Origin of the sequence: Mesorhizobium sp. M0001 (assembly GCF_040324255.1) — a bacterium.
Lineage (GTDB): Bacteria > Pseudomonadota > Alphaproteobacteria > Rhizobiales > Rhizobiaceae > Mesorhizobium.
In genome coordinates this window covers 38,193-56,302 of sequence record NZ_JAMYVS010000007.1, presented here as the reverse complement: position 1 = coordinate 56,302, position 18,110 = coordinate 38,193, and the positions used below count along the sequence as shown (strand labels likewise).

Sequence of the window (18,110 nt, the reverse complement as noted above, 5' to 3'; positions counted from 1 at the left end):
CCAACCTCACGACACCGGCAACGCTCCGCCCTCTTCGGTGCGGCGGGCAATGAACTCGTCGAGCACATCGGATGTGGCAACGGCCGACGCCGGCGGCTGGAAGTCGGCCAGCGTCCGCTTCCAGATGCCGGTGGCGCGCTCGGTGGCCGACTTCGAACCGGACTGCGTCCAGCTGCCGAAATTCGACCAATCGGCGACCAGCGGCTCGTAGAAGGCGGTGCGGTAGCGCGTCATGGTGTGGCCGGCGGAGAAGAAATGCCCGCCCGGCTGGACTTCAGCGATCGCCTCGAAGCCGATCGAATCCTCGTCGCCGGGGGTCGTAGCGCAGAGTTCGGCAACCGTCTGCAATGCCTCGATATCGGTGATCAGCTTCTCGTAGGAGACGCTGAGGCCACCCTCCAGCCAGCCCGCGGCATGGATGCAGACGGTGGCGCCGGCAAGCACCGAGCCCCACAGCGCGAACTGCGTCTCGTGCGCCGCCTGCACATCGGAAATGTTGGCCGCACTGCCGCCGCCGGACCGCCAAGGCAGGCCGGTGAAGCGCGCCAGCTGGCCGGCGCCCAGCGTCGCCTTGACGTGCTCGGGCGTGCCGAAGGCCGGTGCGCCGGACTTCATGTCGACATTGGAGGAGAAGGATCCGTAGACCACCGGTGCGCCCGGCCGCACCATCTGCGCCAGCGCGAGACCAGCCAGCGCCTCGGCATGCTGCAGCGTCAATGCGCCGGCGACGGTGATCGGCGCCATGGCGCCGGCCAGGCAGAAGGGCGTGATGACAGAGACCTGGCCGGCGCTGGCGAAGTCGATGATGCCTTGCGCCATCGGGATATCGAGCTGGCGCGGCGAATTGGTGTTGATCACGGTGTAGCAATGGACGCCGACCAGGAACTCGTCCTGCGAGAGCCCGCGCGCCAGCCTGATCATCTCGAACCCATCCTCGACCTGCGGCGTGCCGCGGGCGAAGACGAAGGGGAACTTGTCCGACAGGGTCAGCTGCGCACGGTTGACGGCATAGTGGCGCAAATGGTTGTCGACATCCTGCGGCTCGATCCAGGGGCCGAGCATATGCAGCACGTCGAAATTCTGAACAAGCTTGGTCAGTTCTTCGAAAGCGGCGAGCGTGCCCGGACGCCGTCCGCGTTCGAGATCGGTGACGTTGGGCGCCCCGGCTCCGGCCAGGAACGTCATCGAGCCGAGCTCCAGCATGAGATCGCGGCTACGGTTGCCCGCCAGCGCCCGGATGGATTTCGGCGCCGAGGCCAGTGCCGCAGTGACAATATCGCGGCCGATGCGCACCATCTGGCTGTCCTCGTCGACCAGCGCACCGGCTTTGGCGTAGATCGCCCGTGCCTCCGGCAGCAGCACCTTGATGCCGAGCTCTTCCAGCACGCGCAACGCCGTGTCGTGGATGGCCGCGACCTGGTCGTCCGAAAACACCGGCTGCGGCAGGAACGGGTTCTTGAGCGAGCGATAGTTCGGGTGGCGGCTTGACCCGCTGCCGGCCTCACCGGTGTGCCCGCGCCGGCGCTCGCGCCTGGTCTCCCTTATAATGTCATCGACCATGGCCAAAACTCCTCATTGCCGCATCGCCTGCCCTCGGGGTCGTATGGCGAGGCCGGAATAATTCGCGCCGGCCGCTCGACGCCGACAATGTGCACCCAAAGCGCGGTCCCCTCCCCGGCGAATTCGTCGCCCAGCAACGTCAGCGCGACGCTTTTGCCTATTGTGTAGCCATAGCCGGCTGAGGCGACGAAGCCGACGCGCCGGCCCTTGTGCCAGACTGGCTCGAAGCCACTGGCGTCGGCATCGACGGCGTCGACCTCCAGCGTCACGATCCGGGCGGCGCTCAACAAACCGTGCGGTGTGGCCTGGCTGCCCTTGTGAGCCGGGCTGAAATGGAAGAATAGTCTTCGCCGGGTATGCCCGCCCTGAAATTGCCCGCTTGCGGTTCTCAGGTGGGTGGGGTGAGTTTCGGGAATGGCCAGTCCTTTAGAACGACGTCCAAGACGAAGAGGTCCGATCGCCGCCGCACTGCTGGCGGTGGACGCGTGGATCGATTCCTCGCTCTACGAAATCGGCTTCAAGGCCGGCCAGTTCTGGGAATCGGCGACCATTTTTTCGCGGCGCTTCCGAGTCACCGGCTGGCGACGCGGCATCATCGAGGTGCTGAGCGAAGGTTTTACGATGGGCGCCGGCGGCGTCGTCGTGCTGCTCGCACTCGCGATGCCGGCCTTCCAGATCACCACCGGCGACTGGCGCAGTCAGGGCGATTTCGCCGTCACCTTCCTCGACCGCTACGGCAACGAGATTGGCCAGCGCGGCATCATCCAGCGCGATTCCGTGCCTGTCGACGAGATGCCGGACCATGTCATCAAAGCAGTGCTGGCGACCGAGGACCGGCGCTTCTTCGAGCACTACGGCATCGACGTGCTCGGCCTGTCGCGCGCCATCTTCGAGAATGTGCGGGCCAATTCCGTCGTCCAGGGCGGCTCCAGCATCACCCAGCAGCTGGCCAAGAACCTGTTCCTGTCGAATGAGCGGACCTTCCAACGCAAGATCAAGGAAGCCTTCCTGTCGCTGTGGCTGGAGGCCAATCTGTCGAAGAAGGAGATCCTGCAGCTTTATCTCGACCGCGCCTATATGGGCGGCGGCACGTTCGGCATCGAGGCGGCGGCGGATTTCTATTTCGGCAAGAGCGTCAAGGATCTGAACCTCGCCGAGGCGGCGATGCTGGCCGGCCTGTTCAAGGCGCCGACCAAATACGCCCCGCACATCAACCTGCCCGCCGCCCGTGCTCGCGCCAATGTGGTGCTGTCGAACCTCGTCGATTCCGGTTTCATGACCGAAGGCCAGGTGCTGCAGGCAAGGCTGCATCCAGCCGAGATCGTCGACCGCGGCGAGCAGAAGAGCCCGGATTATTACCTCGACTGGGCCTTCGATGAGGTCAAGAAAATCGCCAAGCCCGGCCAGCATTCGCTGGTCGCCCACACCACTTTCGACGCCAACATCCAGAAAGCGGCGGAGGAATCCGTCGAATTCCATCTCCGCCAGTTCGGCAAGGAATACAACGTCACCGAGGGCGCCGTTGTAGTGATCGAGACCAATGGCGCGGTACGCGCCATTGTCGGCGGCCGCGACTATGGCGCAAGCCAGTTCAACCGCGCCACCAAGGCGCTGCGCCAGACCGGCTCCTCGTTCAAACCTTACGTCTACGCCACCGCCATGGAGCACGGGTTCACCCCGGACTCCGTCGTCTCCGGCGGGCCGATCAGCTGGGGCGGCTGGTCACCGCACAATTACAATGGCGGCTCGGCCGGCAATGTGACGCTGATCACGGCGATCGCCAAATCGATCAACACCGTGCCGGTACGGCTGGCCAAGGACTATCTCGGCATCGGCCCGATCAAGGCGATGGCCGAATCATTCGGCGTGGAATCGCCGCTGGAGTCGCACAAGACCATGGTGCTCGGCACATCGGGCATGACGGTCATGGACCAGGCGACGGGCTACAGCGTGTTCGCGCAGAACGGCTTCGCCGGCTCGCGGCACGGCATCACCCAGCTCGTCACCCGCACCGGCGATGTCGTCTACGACTTTGCCAAGGATGCGCCGGCGCCGCATCGGGTTCTGTCGGAACAGGCTTTGAAATACATGAACACCATGCTGGCTGCGGTGCCGGCGATCGGCACCGCGCGGCGCGCGCAGCTGCCCAACATCGTCGTCGCTGGCAAGACGGGGACGACGCAATCCTACCGCGACGCCTGGTTCGTCGGCTTCACCGGCAACTACACGGCTGCCGTCTGGCTCGGCAATGACGACTTCACCCCGACCCGCAACATGACCGGCGGCACGCTGCCGGCGATGGTGTGGCAGCGGCTGATGGTCTACGCGCACCAGAATATCGACCTGAAGCCGATCCCCGGCCTAGACAAACCCTTCGTCGACGAAGAGATCGCGGCCAAGGCCGAGGAAGCGGAGAAGAAAAATGCCGATCAGGCAGCAGCGGATGCCGCGGCCGAGCGCCCGGCGGTGCTGTCCAGCCGCACGACACAGACGCTGCGCGAGATGACCAAGGTGTTCCAGGCCGCGCCCGTGCTCGGCTCGCCGCAGACACCGGAGACCCTGTCGGCGCTTTGATTCCACAGCGCTGCTTGCTCTGCGGCCTGCCCCGCTATATCCCCCAACGATAATTCACTCGTCCCGGTTCTTCATGCTCAAGACCGCCTTTTTCACGCTGCTTTCGCTTGCCATAGCCATCGGCCTCGGCGGCGGCAGCGTCTGGTATGCGCTGCAGGCGCAGAGCGGCGTCGGCGCGATCAGCATCGGCGAATGGACCGCCTTTCCCGAGATCGGCACGCAAGATGCCGACCCCTATTCGAAGGCGCGCGTGGCGCGTGAAGGCGTGCTGGCGCTCGGCAAGGCCGAGGGCTTGTCCTTCATCGCCGAGCGCGATGCGGCCGGCAATGAGCTTCAGCGGCAATGCGACTACAGGATCGAGGGCAGTTTCCCCACAGCCCGGTTCTGGACGCTCTATGCCGCGGATCAATCGCTCGGCGTGGTCGACACCGGCAAGCCGAGGCTGGCGGCGCTGCAATCCTACCAGGTGCTGCGTCAGCCCGACAATTCGGTGATCATCGCCGTCGGCAACCGTCCGGCCCCCGGCAACTGGCTTCTGACCGAAGGTTTTGGCCGGATGTATTTCGTGCTCACCTTCTACGACACGCCGATTGCCTCAAGCACCGGCCTTTCCGACGTGTCGCTGCCCCGGATCGTCAAGGCTGGCTGCAATGCGTAGGTTGCTGCACGCCATCCTGCTCGGCCTGCTCGGCGCCGGCATCGTCCACATCGTGGTGCTTTTGCTGGTGCCGGAATTTACCGAGCGCGATGCCTGGTCACGGCTGGCGATGGCGTCCGACCTCTACAAGATGACCAGGCTGGATGCCGAGGCGGGCGGCGCGCCGGTGGTGAAGTCGGTGGATCCGCTGTTTTACGCCGCCGCCTGCCGCTTCGACCTTGCCGAAGGCATGGTGCGGATCAAGGCGCCGGGCAGCGTGCCGTTCTGGTCGGTGTCGGTCTATGACCGCAACGGCCACAATTTCTATTCATTCAACGACCGCACGGCGACCGGCAACAAGCTGGACACCGTGGTGCTGACGCCGGCACAGATGATCGACGTGCGCAGGGAGCTTCCCGAAGACCTGCAAGGGGCGATCTTCGTCGAGGCGCCGATCGAGGAAGGCATCTTCGTCATCCGCGCCTTCGTGCCTGACGACAGCTGGAAGCCGGTTGTGTCGCAGTTCCTGGACCAGAGCTCCTGCGAACTGCAGGACTACTGACCTCAGCCCGACGACCAGCAAACTCAGTGGTGCGGAACAGGCGTCCGTGGTGTGCCCGGCTTGTCCGCCGGTCGCGCCTGGCCCGCCAATGGCGGATGCTCGTAGCGGACGCCGGGAAAAATGATCACCGCCGCCGGCGTACCGGTGTCCTGAACTGCTCGATTGACTGGTGCCGATCGCGGCACGAAAGACAGTACCATGCCCATGGTTCGCGTATTCCTCTCGGTTGCCCCGGAGCACAACGCAACGCCTCCAAATGTGATTAAGGCCGGCAGAGGGTTAACGGAGCGCTAACGGATCGCGGCTAATTTGATGTTTGTTCCAGGCCTCACGCGAAACCGACACAGTTGCGGTTGAGCATGGTCCGGGTTGTGTCGAGTGTCGGGCGTATCTTCCGTGTCAGCTTCGGATTTCAGGCAAATCGCCATACGGACGGAATCGGGAAAAGCCGAAAGGCTGTTTCGCGCCGCGGTGTCGGCGTTCTGCTCGCTGACCCGCCCGTCGCGCCGCGAGATCGCCCAGCTCGAGGATCTGACGCTGCCGCTGTTCGACAGCGTGCCGGTCGAATCGCGCCGCTATGTCGCCGCCGCCCTGTCCGAATGCGAATATGCGCCGGCCGCCCTGGTGCGGCGGCTTTGCGAGGAGCCGGTCGATGTCTGCGCGCCCTTGCTGGTCCGTTCGCGGGCGCTGGGCGACATCGACCTGATCGCGTTGATCGGCCGCCACGGCCTGCCGCATGCGCGCGCCATTGCCCGCCGCAAGGATTTGAACCCGACCATCGCGCAGTTGATCAAGGCGCTGGAAAAGCCGACTCTGGTGCGCGTGCGGCAGCCCGAGCCGATCGCCGACGTGGCGGGCGACGGCGCCGAAGCCGCTGCCGCCGCTCCCAGCGCACCAAAACTGCCCGGCAGCGCCGCCGAAACCGCCAGGCGCCGCCTGCGCTCGATGATGCTCGCCGAGGGCGAGGCGACATCGGTCACTCCCTTCGTCGGCTCAGCAACTTACAGCAAACTGCGCGAGACGGCGCTGACCGGCAACGCCGCCTTCTTCCAGACCGCGCTTGCCGACGCGCTCGATATCGACTTCTCGACGGCGCGGTCGCTGACCGAGCATTCGAGCTATGTCTCGCTGCTCGCCGCGCTGCGGGCGCTCGACCTCAGTGAGGACAGGGCATTCCTGATCGTGGTCGCGGTTTACCCCCGGGAGTTTCCGCACCCGCAGGCGATCCGCATCTTCCTCGACCGCTACCGGCTGCTGCACCACGAGGCGGCGCTCGACAAGGTGCGCGGCTGGAAGGCCGAAACATTGTCGCGAGCGGTGCGCGGCAACACCCCTGTCGCCGCGAATGGCGACCAAGCGCCGGACGTCGACAAAGCCAGCTTAGGGGCCAGCCTCAAGGCGTCTTGACGGAGAGAAGCTCCTCGACGGAAACCGTTCCGGCCTCGATCTCGACCACCCAGATGTCGGGATCGAATTTTTTCTCCCGCTCAAGCCTGGCGTCAAGCGCGGCGGCATCGTCGCCGGCGCCTAGCAGCGTGAAAAAGCGATCATCCGGTTTGTCCGAATCGTAGCTCGTCTGCGGCGCCGGGCCGAACAGGGAGACGTCGCCCAGCCTGCCGCGGGAGAGCACGAAGACAGCGCCGGCCTCGGTCGCGCCGCGCTTGACGACGGCCGCAAAGCCGCCGGCGCCGAAAACACGGCGCAGCAGGGCCGACACCCAAAACTCGGTGGTTACGCGCATGACGAGGCTCCGGAGGACATGCGCGGCGTCTTAGCCGGATTTTCGTCTATCCGCGAGCGGTCGTCTTGACCACTCAATTGGTCAGGCCGATGTCGCGCATCTTGACGTAGACGACCTCGTCGGGCTCGCCCGTTTCCGGCAGGCCGAACAGCGACTGGAATTCCTTGATCGCCGCCTTGGTGCGGGCGCCGACGACGCCGTCGAGCTGCATGTCGTCATTGCCGAATGCCTTCAGGCCGGCCTGGATCTTGACGATGCGGGCATCGGGCGCCTGGGCGGATACCGGCGCGGAAACCGGGATGGGCGCAGGCGCGGCCTCGGGCGCGGCAACTCGAGCGGCGGCCATATCCACGGGCCTCGGCACAGGATGCGGGATGCCAGCCGTTGTCTGCTTGGCGCCGAGCTGGTCGAGCAGGACGGCGTCGATCTCACCGGAGGCCGGCAGGCCAACTTTCTGCTGGTATGCCTGGATCGCCTTTTGGGTATTCGGCCCGGAAATGCCGTCGACCGTTCCCGTGTAGAAATCGAGATCCTTCAGGATGCCCTGGACCTGCTCGACGGTCGGATCGCTTTTGACCGGAGCCGGGCCGGGCCGCAGGATGTTGATGGTGGTTTCGGGTTCGTCCGCGCCGGGGTGCGGAAAACCCTCGATGCTGCGGGTGGCGAAGAAGGCGCCGGCATGCGGAAACGGCTGGTACCACAGCGCGTTGGCGGAAACGTAGAACAGCGTCACCAGGAAGGCGGTCGAGCCGCCGACCAGGACCGGATTGCGCGAGATCGCGCCGCCCAGCGCAATCGCGCCGGCCTCGAACGCGCCGCTGCGGCGCTTGACCGCCTTAGGCTGTTTTGCGGAGCGAGCCATTCCTGTCCCCTTTCGCGTCGCCTTTCGTCCTGGTCGCGGGCATCGGCAGCACGCCGTTCCTCTCGGTCGCGCTCCTCTTCGGCCCGTTCACCGGCAGGCTGATCGTGACCGTCGTCCCCTCGCCCGGCATGCTTTCGATCGACATCGTGCCGTCGTGCAGCGCCACCAGGCCCTTGACCAGCGACAGGCCGAGCCCGGTGCCCTCGAAGCGGCGCGTATAGTCGTTCTGGATCTGCATGAACGGCTTGCCGAGATTGACAAAATCTTCCTCGGCGATGCCGATGCCGGTGTCCCTGACCCAGAAATGCAGCCGCGAGCCGATCCGCTTGGCGCCGACGACGACATTGCCGCCATCGGGCGTGAACTTGACCGCATTGGAGACGAGGTTGATCAGGATCTGCTGCACGGCACGACGGTCGGCATTGATCTCCCCGGCGTCCGGCGCAATCTGCGCCTGGAGACCGATGTTCTTGGCATTCGCCTGCAGCTGCATCATCGACTGGCACATCTCGACCGCTTCGATGAATCGGAACGGTTCGGGCTCGGTCGCGTAGGCGCCGGCCTCGATCCTCGAGACATCAAGGATGGAGGTGACGACGGCAAGCAGATGCTGGCCCGACTCCTTCACCAGGCCGACATACTCCTTCTGGCGCGGGTCCTTGAAGCCGCCGAACATCTCATGCAGCAGCATGTCGGAAAAACCGATGATGGCGTTGAGCGGCGTCCGAAGCTCATGGCTGACGACCGCCAGGAAGCGGCCCTTTGCCACCTCGGCCGACGCTGCGGCCTCATTGGCGGCAGCAAGCTCGTCGCGCAATTCGGCAGTCTCGTCGTTCTCGCGCAGCAGCAGAGTGAAGGTCTCCTGCTGCTCTTCGGCACGCATCAGTTCGAGCTGAAATGGCCGGTAATTGTCGGCCGTCGAGGCGCTGCCGTCCTGCGGCAGCCTTACCCGAAGATCGAGCCGGCGCGCCAGGGCGCCATCGCGCATGTCGGCAAGCGCGCTGAGATAAGCGACGCGATCGGACAGGTGGATGCGGTCGAACAGCCCGGCGCCGAAAAGCAGTTCCGGCGGCAGCTTCAGGATGGTGCGCGCCTTGGCTGAGGCATCCAGGACCTCGCCATGCCGGGCGACATGCAGGACAACGGCGTCGATCATGTCTTCAAGGCGGTCGTTTGGAAGCAGCGCGGGCTGCGCGCGTGCGGCATCGCCTAGGGCTGCGAGCCGGGGAACCAGCGTCAGGCCCCAGGCGAGCGGCAGCAGCCAGTGCCACGCCGCGACTTGCGCCCCGCCGAGCGGGACGACAGAGGCGACAAAGGGCTGCAGCAGCATTGCGGCCAAGGCCGAGAGGCCGCCCCAAAGTGCCGCGCGCTTTGAACCGCCGATCCACCAGGCCTCGAATGGCAGTGCCAGGGCCAGCAGCGCAACCGGCGACGCCAGGCCGCCTGCTGCCGCGACGGCGCCGGCAAGCGCAAGACCGCCGGCGGCAAGGGCAACCTGGGCTGGCAGCGTCATCTTGCCCGACGCCGCCACCAGCAAGGCGGCGAACCAGCAAAGACCGAAGGCGGCGAAAATGGTTGCGACGGTGACGGCGGCGCCCATGCCCGAGGTGACCAGTGTCACCGCCGCACCGGCGGCGAAGAACGGAGCGGCAAGCATGATGCCGATGAACCGGCGCTGGCGCAGGCGATCGCCCTGGCCGATGATGGCCGGATGGACCATGCGTTCGCAACCGGCCGCCAGCGCGCCAGGCAGTTCAATATATCTGGCAGTTGTCAAACTCAACGCACTCGCACCCGGTCGTGACTGCCCCTGCGTTGCAGGTCGCTTTTGCTTGTTTGAAACTCGCATCCAGCGTTTAAGGAATGAATAAGGCTGACCGGAACAACGAGCGCGCTGCGGCAAAAATTGGAGCGCCGGCACCGGAATGCACCGCCATTTGTAGCCATAGTAAACGGAGCGTTATGTGCAAAGGGCGTGCCCGTGGCTGCGAAACCCTGAGCCGGCATGCCTGCTCTTCTGAAGATATCCATGCGCAACAATCGCTTAGATGGTTACTGCAAGGTTAAGAAAATTGGCGGCATTTGAGGCTAATGCACTGCAAAACGCCTCGCTTCGAATTTGCCTAAAATTTGAGGAAAATTTTCACTGAGCAAGAAAGCCGTCCTTTGCGCCTCATGTGCCATTGTCGCTGATATAAAGAGGTCATTGCGCATGGACGCATGATCCGGTCATTGGACGAGAGGGCAGATCGATGGGCTTTTTGATAAGAATGGCGTTCTGGTTTTCGCTGGTGTTGCTGGCGCTGCCGCTGACCGTCGGCCCCGACGAGGATGGCCGCGAGAGCGTCGGGCCGTTCCAGGCGCTTTTTGCGGCGCGCGAAGCGGTCGGCGACATCGCCGGCATTTGCGAGCGTAAGCCGGACGTCTGCGAAACCGGCAAGTCGGCGATGCATACGATCAGCGCCCGGGCCAAGGAAACCGCCAAGATCGCCGCCGCCATGCTGGACGACAAGAGCGCCGAGACCTCGCCCGATACATCGCTGGCCACCGGCAGCGTCGCCGAGGACATCGTGCTGCCGGCGACAGTCAACATACCTGCCAAGCTGGTGGCGAAGAACTAAACACCGTTTCAGCTGGTATCTACAGCGACACCGCAGGCCGGTCGGACCTCTCGATGCCTGCGGTGCTTTTCTTCTTTTTCCGTGACGCCGCAGCCGCGGATGACTATATCCCGAGCAATGGCCACGACGATCCAGACGATCCGCGACGACTTCTCCCTGCTCGACGAGTGGGAAGACCGCTATCGCTATGTGATCGAGCTCGGCGAAGCGCTGCCGCCATTTCCCGACGCCGAACGCAACGCCGCCAACAAGGTGCCGGGCTGCGTCAGCCAGGTCTGGCTGACCACGAGCCGAGCGCCGGGCGCCGATCCGGTCATCACCTTCACAGGCGATTCAGACGCTCATATCGTACGCGGTCTGGTCGCCATCATGCTGGCGCTGTTTTCGGGACGGACTGCCAGCCAGATCCTTGAAACGGACGCCGAGGCGACGCTGAGGTCGCTTGGCCTCGACGAACATCTGTCGCCGCAGCGGGCCAATGGCCTGCGCTCAATGGTCAAGCGCATCAAGCGCGACGCCGAGATGGCTCTCAAGCAGACTGCTTGATTGCTCTATCTTCTCTTCTTTCGACGCAATTCCCAAGAGAAAGCGCTCGGCAGTTTTCCTGGAATTGTTCTAGAAACAAAACGGCGCCGTAAGGGGCGCCGTTGATCTTGTCCATTGGAGCCGGTGTTACCGCCCCTTGCGTTTGCGGCCGAGGCCCATCTTCTTGGCCAGCTGCGAACGGGCAGCGGCATAGTTGGGGGCAACCATCGGATAGCTGGCGTCGAGATTCCACTTCTCGCGGTATTCATCGGGCGTCAGACCGTAATGGGTCATCAGGTGGCGCTTCAGCGACTTGAACTTCTTGCCATCTTCAAGGCAGACGATGTAATCGTCATGAACAGAGCGCTTCGGGTTTACCGCAGGCTTCTGCTTGTCGGCCGGAGGCTGTTCGCTTGCTCCGCCCACGCGCCCGAGAGCGGCATGGACATCAGCGATAAGGTTCGGCAATTCGCCGACCGGCACGGGATTGTTGCTGACATAGGCTGCCACCACATCGGCGGTCAGCTCGATCAGCGCATCGCTATTTCTGGAAGGTGTTTCGACGATATCCATGGTTTAGGCCCCAACGAAGGATGTTTCTGTTTGCGCCCTTTTTGGAAGATCGGGCATGGCGCGAATTTCACGCGGGAAGAGCTTCATGGATTCGCGTCCGGGCATCTTAATGAGCCCACAGACAAAGTAAGTCAATTCGCATCTTGCGCTATATTCAACGATATTCATCGAATAGTCGCTCTTCAGCTTCAATCTTTCGTGCACTCTGTAACTTCGCGATATTTTCTGGTCGGACCAGGACTAGCATGACGTAAGGTCACACCACCGCTAAATCAGCAAGGACTCATAAAGTGGGCAGCGATGCTTGGTCTATGCTTCGAGGTTTGGGCGGCTGATTGTCGGATTCGTACCAAACTGTAAGTTGCAAAGCGTTGGCGAAACACGCCGAAGAAGATCTTCGGTCTGACCGGATTCAATACGGCGTGAGGTATTTTCCATAGACCCAGCCACTAACAAAACCACCATTTTGCGCCGGGTCGTGCCAAACTTGACACCATTGATAGCGAATTGCCTGTTTCTGTTTCCAGTGCGGCTGGCCGGCGATCTCCAGAAGATTCAAGCCGCCGGTGCACTTGCCGGTCATCTGCAGGATCGTCCCGTTAGGATAGGCGGCCTGCTTCCGCGAGGTGCCGGACGGATATTTGCGAACGTTGAGCGTGTCGCCGAACGGCACGCCAGCCACTTGCCAAGCGGCGAACGCGGTTGCATGAGACTGGCCGGTGAAAGCCAGAACGGTCGAAGCGACGACGGCGAGAGCCGCAGCGGTGTTGATATGGAAATTCATCATCCTCTCCTTTTGGCTCATCTCCCGAGCCCGCCGCAACCAATACATCCCGGCCCTTGAACCCGCGCTGATCGGCGTGTTCATTTGCCATTCAAGTAATTTCTTCAGTGAGACGCAATGACCAAGACCTCAGCTTTTCCGACCGCCAGCCCGCCGAGCCCCGAGAAACACCCCGTCTTCGACACGCATCACGGCATTACCCGCACAGATGACTATGCCTGGCTGAGGGCCGAGAACTGGCAGGCGATGTTCAGGGACCCTTCCCTGCTTGAGGGCCGCATCCGCGCCCATCTCGAAGCCGAAAACGCCTATCAAGCAGTGCTTATGGCCGATACGCTAGAGCTTCGGAAGCAGCTGTTCGGCGAGATGAAGGGGCGCATCAAGGAAGATGATTCGACGGTGCCGATGAAGGATGGCCCCTATGCTTACGGCTCATCCTTCAAGCTTGGCGGCGAACAGCCCCGCTATTTCCGCATGCCGCGCGATGGCGGCGATGAGCAGATCCTGCTCGATGGCGACGCGGAAGCCGAGGGCAAGCCCTATTTCCGCCTCGGCGGCGTCGACCATTCGGCCGATCACCGCAAGCTGTTGTGGGCGTTCGACGACAAGGGCTCTGAATTCTTCACACTTCGCGTGCGCGATCTCACCAGCGGCAAGGAACTGAGCGACCAGATCGAGGCCACCAGTGGTGGCGGCGTCTGGAATGCCGCCGATGACGGCTTCTTCTACACAAGGCTCGACGACAATCATCGCCCGTCCAAGGTGCTGTTCCACGCGCTCGGCGGCAGCCCCCTTAATGACCGGCTGATTTATGAGGAAACCGATCCCGGCTTCTTCATGGATGTCGGCGGCACGCGCTCCAACGAATGGATCATGATCGGGATCAACGATCACGAAACCTCGGAATATCACCTGATGCGCGCCGATGAGCCTTTCGCCGAGCCAAAGCTGGTGGCAAAGCGCGAGACTGGCCTGCAATATGATCTGGAAGAAGGCGGCGACATCTTCTTTATCCTCACCAATGCCGACGGCGCCAAGGACTTCAAGATCATGACGGCGCCGGCTAATGACCCGGTTCGCGCCAATTGGGAAGAGCTGGTGGCGCACGAGCCAGGCCGGCTGATCCTGTCGGTGGTCGGCTTCAGGGATCATATGGTCAGGCTCGAGCGCAAGGAAGGGCTGCCGCGCATCGTCGTTCGCGATCGCCGCAGCGGCGAGGAGCATCTGATCTCGTTCGACGAAGAGGCGTTCTCGCTCGGCCTGTCGGGGTCCTATGAATACGACACCGAGATCATGCGCTTCACCTATTCGTCGATGACGACCCCGGCGCAGGTCTTCGACTACAATATGCGCAGCCGCGAGCGTGTGCTGCTGAAGACCCAGGAAGTGCCGTCCGGTCACAATCCGGATCATTATGTCACGCGCCGGCTGATGGCGCCGGCCGCCGATGGCGAACTGGTGCCGGTCTCGCTGCTGCACCACCGCGACACGCCGCTCGATGGCTCCGCACCGTGCCTGCTTTACGGCTACGGCTCTTACGGCATTGCCATTCCGGCGGCGTTCAACACCAACTGGTTCTCGCTGGTCGACCGTGGCTTTGTCTTTGCCATCGCCCATGTCCGCGGCGGCAAGGACAAGGGCTATGGCTGGTATGACGACGGCAAGCGGGCGCACAAGATGAACACGTTCACCGATTTCATCGCCGTCGCGCAGCATCTCGTCGCCGAGCGTTACACCCAACACGACCGCATCGTCGCGCAAGGCGGCTCGGCCGGCGGCATGTTGATGGGTGCGATCGCCAACATGGCGCCGCAAAATTTCGGCGCCATCGTTGCCGAGGTTCCCTTCGTCGACGTGCTGACCACCATGCTCGACGCAAGTTTGCCGCTGACGCCGCCGGAGTGGCCGGAATGGGGCAACCCGATCGCGTCGGCGGAAGATTACCAAACGATCGCCGCCTACTCACCCTATGACAATGTCGCCGATCACGACTATCCGCCGATCCTGGCGCTGGCCGGCCTCACCGATCCGCGCGTCACCTATTGGGAGCCGGCCAAATGGGTGGCGCGGCTGCGCGAGCGCAAGAGCGGCGACAATCCGGTGCTGTTCAAGATCAACATGGATTCCGGCCATGCCGGCGCCTCCGGCCGCTTTTCAAGGCTGGAGGAGATCGCCTATACCTACTCCTTCGCGCTCAAGGTTACGGCCAAGCCCGAACCCGAGGTTACGGGCAAGGCTGAGAATGCAACGGAGGCGTCGCAATGATCGATCTATCCACCTTGACGGCTTACATAGCGGTTGTGCTTGGCTTTGTGTTTATTCCAGGCCCAGCCACGCTTTTGACGGTCGCGCGAGCGACGAGTTCCGGAACCAGGGTTGGCGTCGCGACGGGCGCGGGCGTCGCGGCTGGCGATGTGTTCCATACCATCATGGCGATGGTCGGCATTTCGGCGATCATCGCCACTTCGGCAACGCTGTTCAGCGTCGTAAAATACATCGGCGCGGCGTATCTCGTTTACCTCGGCATTCGCGCAATCATCGAGAGAATACCGGCCGACCCTACTGCCGGCGCACTCGCGATCTCCGCCAGCAAGGCGTTTCGTCAAGCTGTCCTGACCGAAGTGCTTAATCCAAAGACGGCGCTTTTCTTCCTCGCCTTCCTGCCCCAGTTCGTGCGGCCTGAAAACGGATCGGTGATGCTCCAGCTGATGACGCTGGGCATAATCTTTGTTCTGCTCGGCCTTTTCAGCACAGTCGTCTTTGCCGTGAGTGCGGGCCGGCTCGGCACGTTCCTGCGCCGCAATCCGTCGGTGGTGAAATGGCAAGGCAAGGTGGTTGGCGGCATCTACTGCGCGTTAGGCGTCCGTCTGGCCTTGCAGCAGCGCTGATGTCGATGCGAAAGGCGCGCCCGTCGAGGCGCGCCGGTCGTCACTTTTTGAATTCCAGGCTGCTCATTTTCACTCGCATTTGCAATGGCTGCGCGCTACCCAATGCGCGCCACCTTCCAGACCATGACATACGCAAAGGGGCCACTATGTTGCTCGTCGACACCTATCTCGAGAAATCACCGATCCAGGGCATCGGGGTTTTCGCCAGGAACCACATTGCCAAGGGCACGCTGGTCTGGAAGCTCGACCCCAGATTCGACCGGATCATCGACGTCGAGACCTATGAAGGCGAGAGCGGCCCGGTGAAGAACTATCTCGACCGTTATTCCTATCCAGACCGCCGGGATCCGAACTACATCGTCTTCGAAGCCGACGACGCCCGCTACATGAACCATGACGACGAACCGAATTGCGACGTCTCCTCGCCCGAGGAAACCTATGCCTTGCGCGACATCGCACCCGGCGAGGAACTGACCTGCAATTACAGCCATTTCTTCGAGACGGGCTTCGACTTCCTCGGCGATCGCCACCTGTAGATCGCCACCTGTGGCCGGGATCACTTGGCCGGCTTGCTGCGCACCGGGTAGCCGTTGGGATGCGGCGGCACCGCCTTGAGATAGGCGGCTATTGCCGCGCGATCTTCCGGCGGCAGTTCGGCCATGTTGCGCTGCACGTCGACCATGGCGCCGCCGACCGAATCGAAATCAGGGGTAAAACCGGTTTCGAGATAGTTGGCGATGTCGGCTTCCGACCAGTCACCGAGCCCGCCTTCGCCCGATGTGATGTTCGGCACGATGCCGCTGCCTTCGGCGGCCGCCGCGCCAGCCAGCCACTGGCTCTTCCTGGTGCCGCCGGTGATGTCGCGCGGCGTGTGGCATTCGCCGCAATGGCCGGGCCCCTCGACCAGATAGCGGCCGGCGAGTACCAGATCAGGCGTGCCATCGGCAAAGGCAATCACCGGCTCTTTGCTGAGATGGAGCCGCTTCCACAGGCCGAGGCCGCGGCGGATGTTGAAGGGGAAAGTCAGGGAATTGTCGGGCGCCTTGCCGGCGACCGCCGGCAGCGTCTTCAGGAACGCATAGAGATCGGCAATATCAGCCGGCTTCATCCGGGCGTAGGACGCGTAGGGAAAGGCCGGATAGAAATGCTCGCCCGACGGCGACACGCCCTTCAGCATGGCGTTGGCAAGGTCCTCGACCGTCCAGGCGCCGATGCCGTCCTTGGGATCCTGTGAGATGTTGGGCGGCACGAAGGTGCCGAACGGCGTCTTGAGCTCGAGGCCGCCGACCAGTTGCAAACGGCCGTCGCCTTGCGAGCCCGGCTTGGCGTGACAGGAGGTGCAGCCGCCGGCATTGAAAATGCGCTTGCCCCTGGCGGCGTCGCCGGGGCCGAGCTGCGCCAGGGTGTCAGTGTCGAGCTTGACCGGCGCCGACAACAGCCAGCCGGCGCCGGCACCGACGACGCCCAGGACAAGGGCGGCGCCGACAAATTTTTTCCACAAGGGCATTGCCCGGGATCAGCTCTTCTTCACCCGATAGGTCTTGTGGCAGGTGCCGCAATCACTGCCGAGCGTATCGATCTGCGCCTTCAGCGCATCGACATCGGCGGGTGCGGCGGCGACTGCGGCCTTGACGTCGGCGAGGTACTTGTCTTCGGTCGATTTGAAGCCCGCCATGTCTTTCCAGATTTTGGGCGAGGCGGTGGTATCACCGCTGTCGCTGCCGGCCGGGAACAGCGTGTCGACATCGAACTTTTCCGCGTTGACCTGCAGCGCCTGCAGCGCCGTCAGCACGGCGGCGGCATCGAAGTCCGCTTCGCCCTTGGCGATCTTCGACAGGCCGCCGACGATCTTGCCTCGTTCCTTCATCAGTCCCTGTCGGTCGAGGATCGGGTCGGCAAAAGCCGCCGAGGCGGCGAGGCTGAGCATAGAGATGGCGATAACAAGCTTTCTCATTCAATTGGCTCCAGGATGATGAGGGGTCGCGACCTAACGTTAACGGAGGGCGGGCCGGGATTATTCCCTGTCCGCCGGCCGGATTCTGCCGAATTTTGTGTGCCTGCTGCTTCAGCTGAGAAAGAAAAGCCCCGGAGTACCGGGGCTTCTCTGGGTCGATCAGGCTTTCGCCTCTTCGTACATTTCAAGGACATGGTCCCAGTCGATGAGGCTGTCGACGAAGGCCTCGAGATATTTCGGCCGCGCGTTGCGGTAGTCGATGTAATAGGAATGTTCCCAGACATCGACGCCGAGGATCGGCGATGCGCCATGGACGAGCGGGTTCTCACCATTCGGTGTCTTGGAGATCGCCAGCTTGCCGTCGTTGACCGAGACCCAGGCCCAGCCCGAGCCGAACTGCGTGGTGCCGGCGGCGATGAAGTCGGCCTTGAACTTGTCGTAGCCGCCGAGGTCGGCGTCGAAAGCCTTCTGCAGGGCGCCCGGAAGCTTGTTGCCGCCGCCGCCCTTCTTCATCCACTTCCAGAAATGGATGTGGTTGTAGTGCTGGGCTGCGTTGTTGAAGAGGCCGGCATTCTTGCCGAACGACTGCTTGACCACCTCTTCGACCGACAGATCGCCGAGGCCCGCTTCGGCGGCCAGCTTGTTGCCGTTGTCGACATAGGCCTTGTGGTGCTTGTCGTGGTGATACTCCAGCGTCTCCTTCGACATGTAAGGCTGCAAGGCCTCGTAGTCGTAGGGCAAGGCGGGCAATTCAAAAGCCATCGGTCATACTCCTCATGGAAAAATCCGGTGCGGATACCGGATTAAGATAGGGCTGCATTGATCTGGA

General features: G+C 63.1%; 19 protein-coding genes. 9 read left to right on the top strand and 10 right to left on the bottom strand.

The genetic code is table 11. The features are described from left to right. Window positions 1-6 precede the first annotated feature (6 nt). Window positions 7-1,560, bottom strand: a complete 1,554-nt coding sequence (locus tag NKK50_RS20050; RefSeq protein WP_352543805.1) for a trimethylamine methyltransferase family protein — start codon at window positions 1,558-1,560, stop codon at window positions 7-9. Beyond that, window positions 1,542-1,847, bottom strand: a complete 306-nt coding sequence (locus NKK50_RS20045; protein WP_023727644.1) for a glycine cleavage T C-terminal barrel domain-containing protein — start codon at window positions 1,845-1,847, stop codon at window positions 1,542-1,544. Before NKK50_RS20045 ends, NKK50_RS20050 begins: the two co-directional genes overlap by 19 nt. Window positions 1,848-1,974: 127 nt before the next feature. Here NKK50_RS20045 and NKK50_RS20040 point away from each other — a divergent pair, with 127 nt between their 5' ends. From NKK50_RS20040 to NKK50_RS20025, 4 genes are all read left to right on the top strand, one after another. Beyond that, on the top strand, window positions 1,975-4,134 hold the full coding sequence (locus NKK50_RS20040; protein WP_023684539.1) for a transglycosylase domain-containing protein: 2,160 nt from the start codon (window positions 1,975-1,977) through the stop codon (window positions 4,132-4,134). Window positions 4,135-4,207: 73 nt separating this feature from the next. After that, a complete protein-coding gene (locus NKK50_RS20035; protein WP_023732033.1) occupies window positions 4,208-4,792 on the top strand; it encodes a DUF1214 domain-containing protein in 585 nt (194 codons plus the stop codon). Continuing rightward, window positions 4,785-5,333, top strand: a complete 549-nt coding sequence (locus NKK50_RS20030) for a DUF1254 domain-containing protein (protein ID WP_023732034.1) — start codon at window positions 4,785-4,787, stop codon at window positions 5,331-5,333. The genes NKK50_RS20035 and NKK50_RS20030 overlap by 8 nt, the downstream gene beginning before the upstream one ends. Before the next feature lie 396 nt (window positions 5,334-5,729). Next, window positions 5,730-6,740 (top strand): DUF2336 domain-containing protein, encoded by a 1,011-nt coding sequence (locus NKK50_RS20025; RefSeq protein WP_023732035.1) that lies wholly within the window; start codon window positions 5,730-5,732, stop codon window positions 6,738-6,740. On the opposite strand, the gene NKK50_RS20020 is transcribed toward NKK50_RS20025, so the two are convergent. The 3 genes from NKK50_RS20020 to NKK50_RS20010 form a co-directional block, all read right to left on the bottom strand. Beyond that, a complete protein-coding gene (locus tag NKK50_RS20020; protein ID WP_023698568.1) occupies window positions 6,727-7,074 on the bottom strand; it encodes a DUF1491 family protein in 348 nt (115 codons plus the stop codon). The two genes, NKK50_RS20025 and NKK50_RS20020, sit on opposite strands and share 14 nt — an antisense overlap. Window positions 7,075-7,147: 73 nt before the next feature. Continuing rightward, window positions 7,148-7,936, bottom strand: coding sequence for a peptidoglycan-binding domain-containing protein (locus NKK50_RS20015; RefSeq protein ID WP_023732036.1), 789 nt, complete (start codon window positions 7,934-7,936; stop codon window positions 7,148-7,150). Next, a complete protein-coding gene (locus NKK50_RS20010; RefSeq protein WP_352543831.1) occupies window positions 7,911-9,656 on the bottom strand; it encodes a sensor histidine kinase in 1,746 nt (581 codons plus the stop codon). Before NKK50_RS20010 ends, NKK50_RS20015 begins: the two co-directional genes overlap by 26 nt. A 532-nt stretch (window positions 9,657-10,188) precedes the next feature. Here NKK50_RS20010 and NKK50_RS20005 point away from each other — a divergent pair. Further along, a complete protein-coding gene (locus NKK50_RS20005; protein ID WP_023732038.1) occupies window positions 10,189-10,557 on the top strand; it encodes a DUF5330 domain-containing protein in 369 nt (122 codons plus the stop codon). Window positions 10,558-10,674: 117 nt separating this feature from the next. Continuing rightward, window positions 10,675-11,103 (top strand): SufE family protein, encoded by a 429-nt coding sequence (locus NKK50_RS20000; RefSeq protein ID WP_023684547.1) that lies wholly within the window; start codon window positions 10,675-10,677, stop codon window positions 11,101-11,103. A gap of 126 nt (window positions 11,104-11,229) precedes the next feature. Here NKK50_RS20000 and NKK50_RS19995 read toward each other — a convergent pair whose 3' ends face one another. Both NKK50_RS19995 and NKK50_RS19990 read right to left on the bottom strand, forming a co-directional pair. Then, a complete protein-coding gene (locus NKK50_RS19995; protein ID WP_023673680.1) occupies window positions 11,230-11,655 on the bottom strand; it encodes a Ros/MucR family transcriptional regulator in 426 nt (141 codons plus the stop codon). A 412-nt stretch (window positions 11,656-12,067) separates the two neighbouring features. Next, window positions 12,068-12,442: an SH3 domain-containing protein gene (locus NKK50_RS19990; protein WP_023673681.1), complete on the bottom strand. Its 375-nt coding sequence runs from the start codon at window positions 12,440-12,442 to the stop codon at window positions 12,068-12,070. A gap of 114 nt (window positions 12,443-12,556) precedes the next feature. Between NKK50_RS19990 and NKK50_RS19985 the strand changes: the two genes are divergently transcribed. The 3 genes from NKK50_RS19985 to NKK50_RS19975 all read left to right on the top strand — a co-directional run bounded on the left by NKK50_RS19985 (window position 12,557) and on the right by NKK50_RS19975 (window position 15,863). Then, window positions 12,557-14,704 carry a S9 family peptidase gene (locus NKK50_RS19985; RefSeq protein WP_023673682.1) on the top strand — a complete coding sequence of 716 codons (2,148 nt, stop codon included), beginning with the start codon at window positions 12,557-12,559 and terminating at the stop codon, window positions 14,702-14,704. Beyond that, window positions 14,701-15,327 carry a LysE family translocator gene (locus tag NKK50_RS19980; protein WP_023692796.1) on the top strand — a complete coding sequence of 209 codons (627 nt, stop codon included), beginning with the start codon at window positions 14,701-14,703 and terminating at the stop codon, window positions 15,325-15,327. Before NKK50_RS19985 ends, NKK50_RS19980 begins: the two co-directional genes overlap by 4 nt. 146 nt (window positions 15,328-15,473) lie before the next feature. After that, complete coding sequence (locus NKK50_RS19975) at window positions 15,474-15,863, top strand: SET domain-containing protein (RefSeq protein ID WP_023673684.1); 390 nt, start codon at window positions 15,474-15,476, stop codon at window positions 15,861-15,863. 20 nt (window positions 15,864-15,883) lie between these two features. On the opposite strand, the gene NKK50_RS19970 is transcribed toward NKK50_RS19975, so the two are convergent. The 3 genes from NKK50_RS19970 to NKK50_RS19960 form a co-directional block, all read right to left on the bottom strand. Beyond that, on the bottom strand, window positions 15,884-16,834 hold the full coding sequence (locus NKK50_RS19970; RefSeq protein ID WP_023705447.1) for a cytochrome c: 951 nt from the start codon (window positions 16,832-16,834) through the stop codon (window positions 15,884-15,886). 9 nt (window positions 16,835-16,843) lie between these two features. Continuing rightward, entirely contained in the window at window positions 16,844-17,281 is a 438-nt protein-coding gene (locus NKK50_RS19965; RefSeq protein WP_023684552.1) for a c-type cytochrome, read from the bottom strand. A gap of 159 nt (window positions 17,282-17,440) precedes the next feature. Continuing rightward, on the bottom strand, window positions 17,441-18,043 hold the full coding sequence (locus NKK50_RS19960) for a superoxide dismutase (protein ID WP_352543804.1): 603 nt from the start codon (window positions 18,041-18,043) through the stop codon (window positions 17,441-17,443). Between the last annotated feature and the right edge of the window lie 67 nt (window positions 18,044-18,110).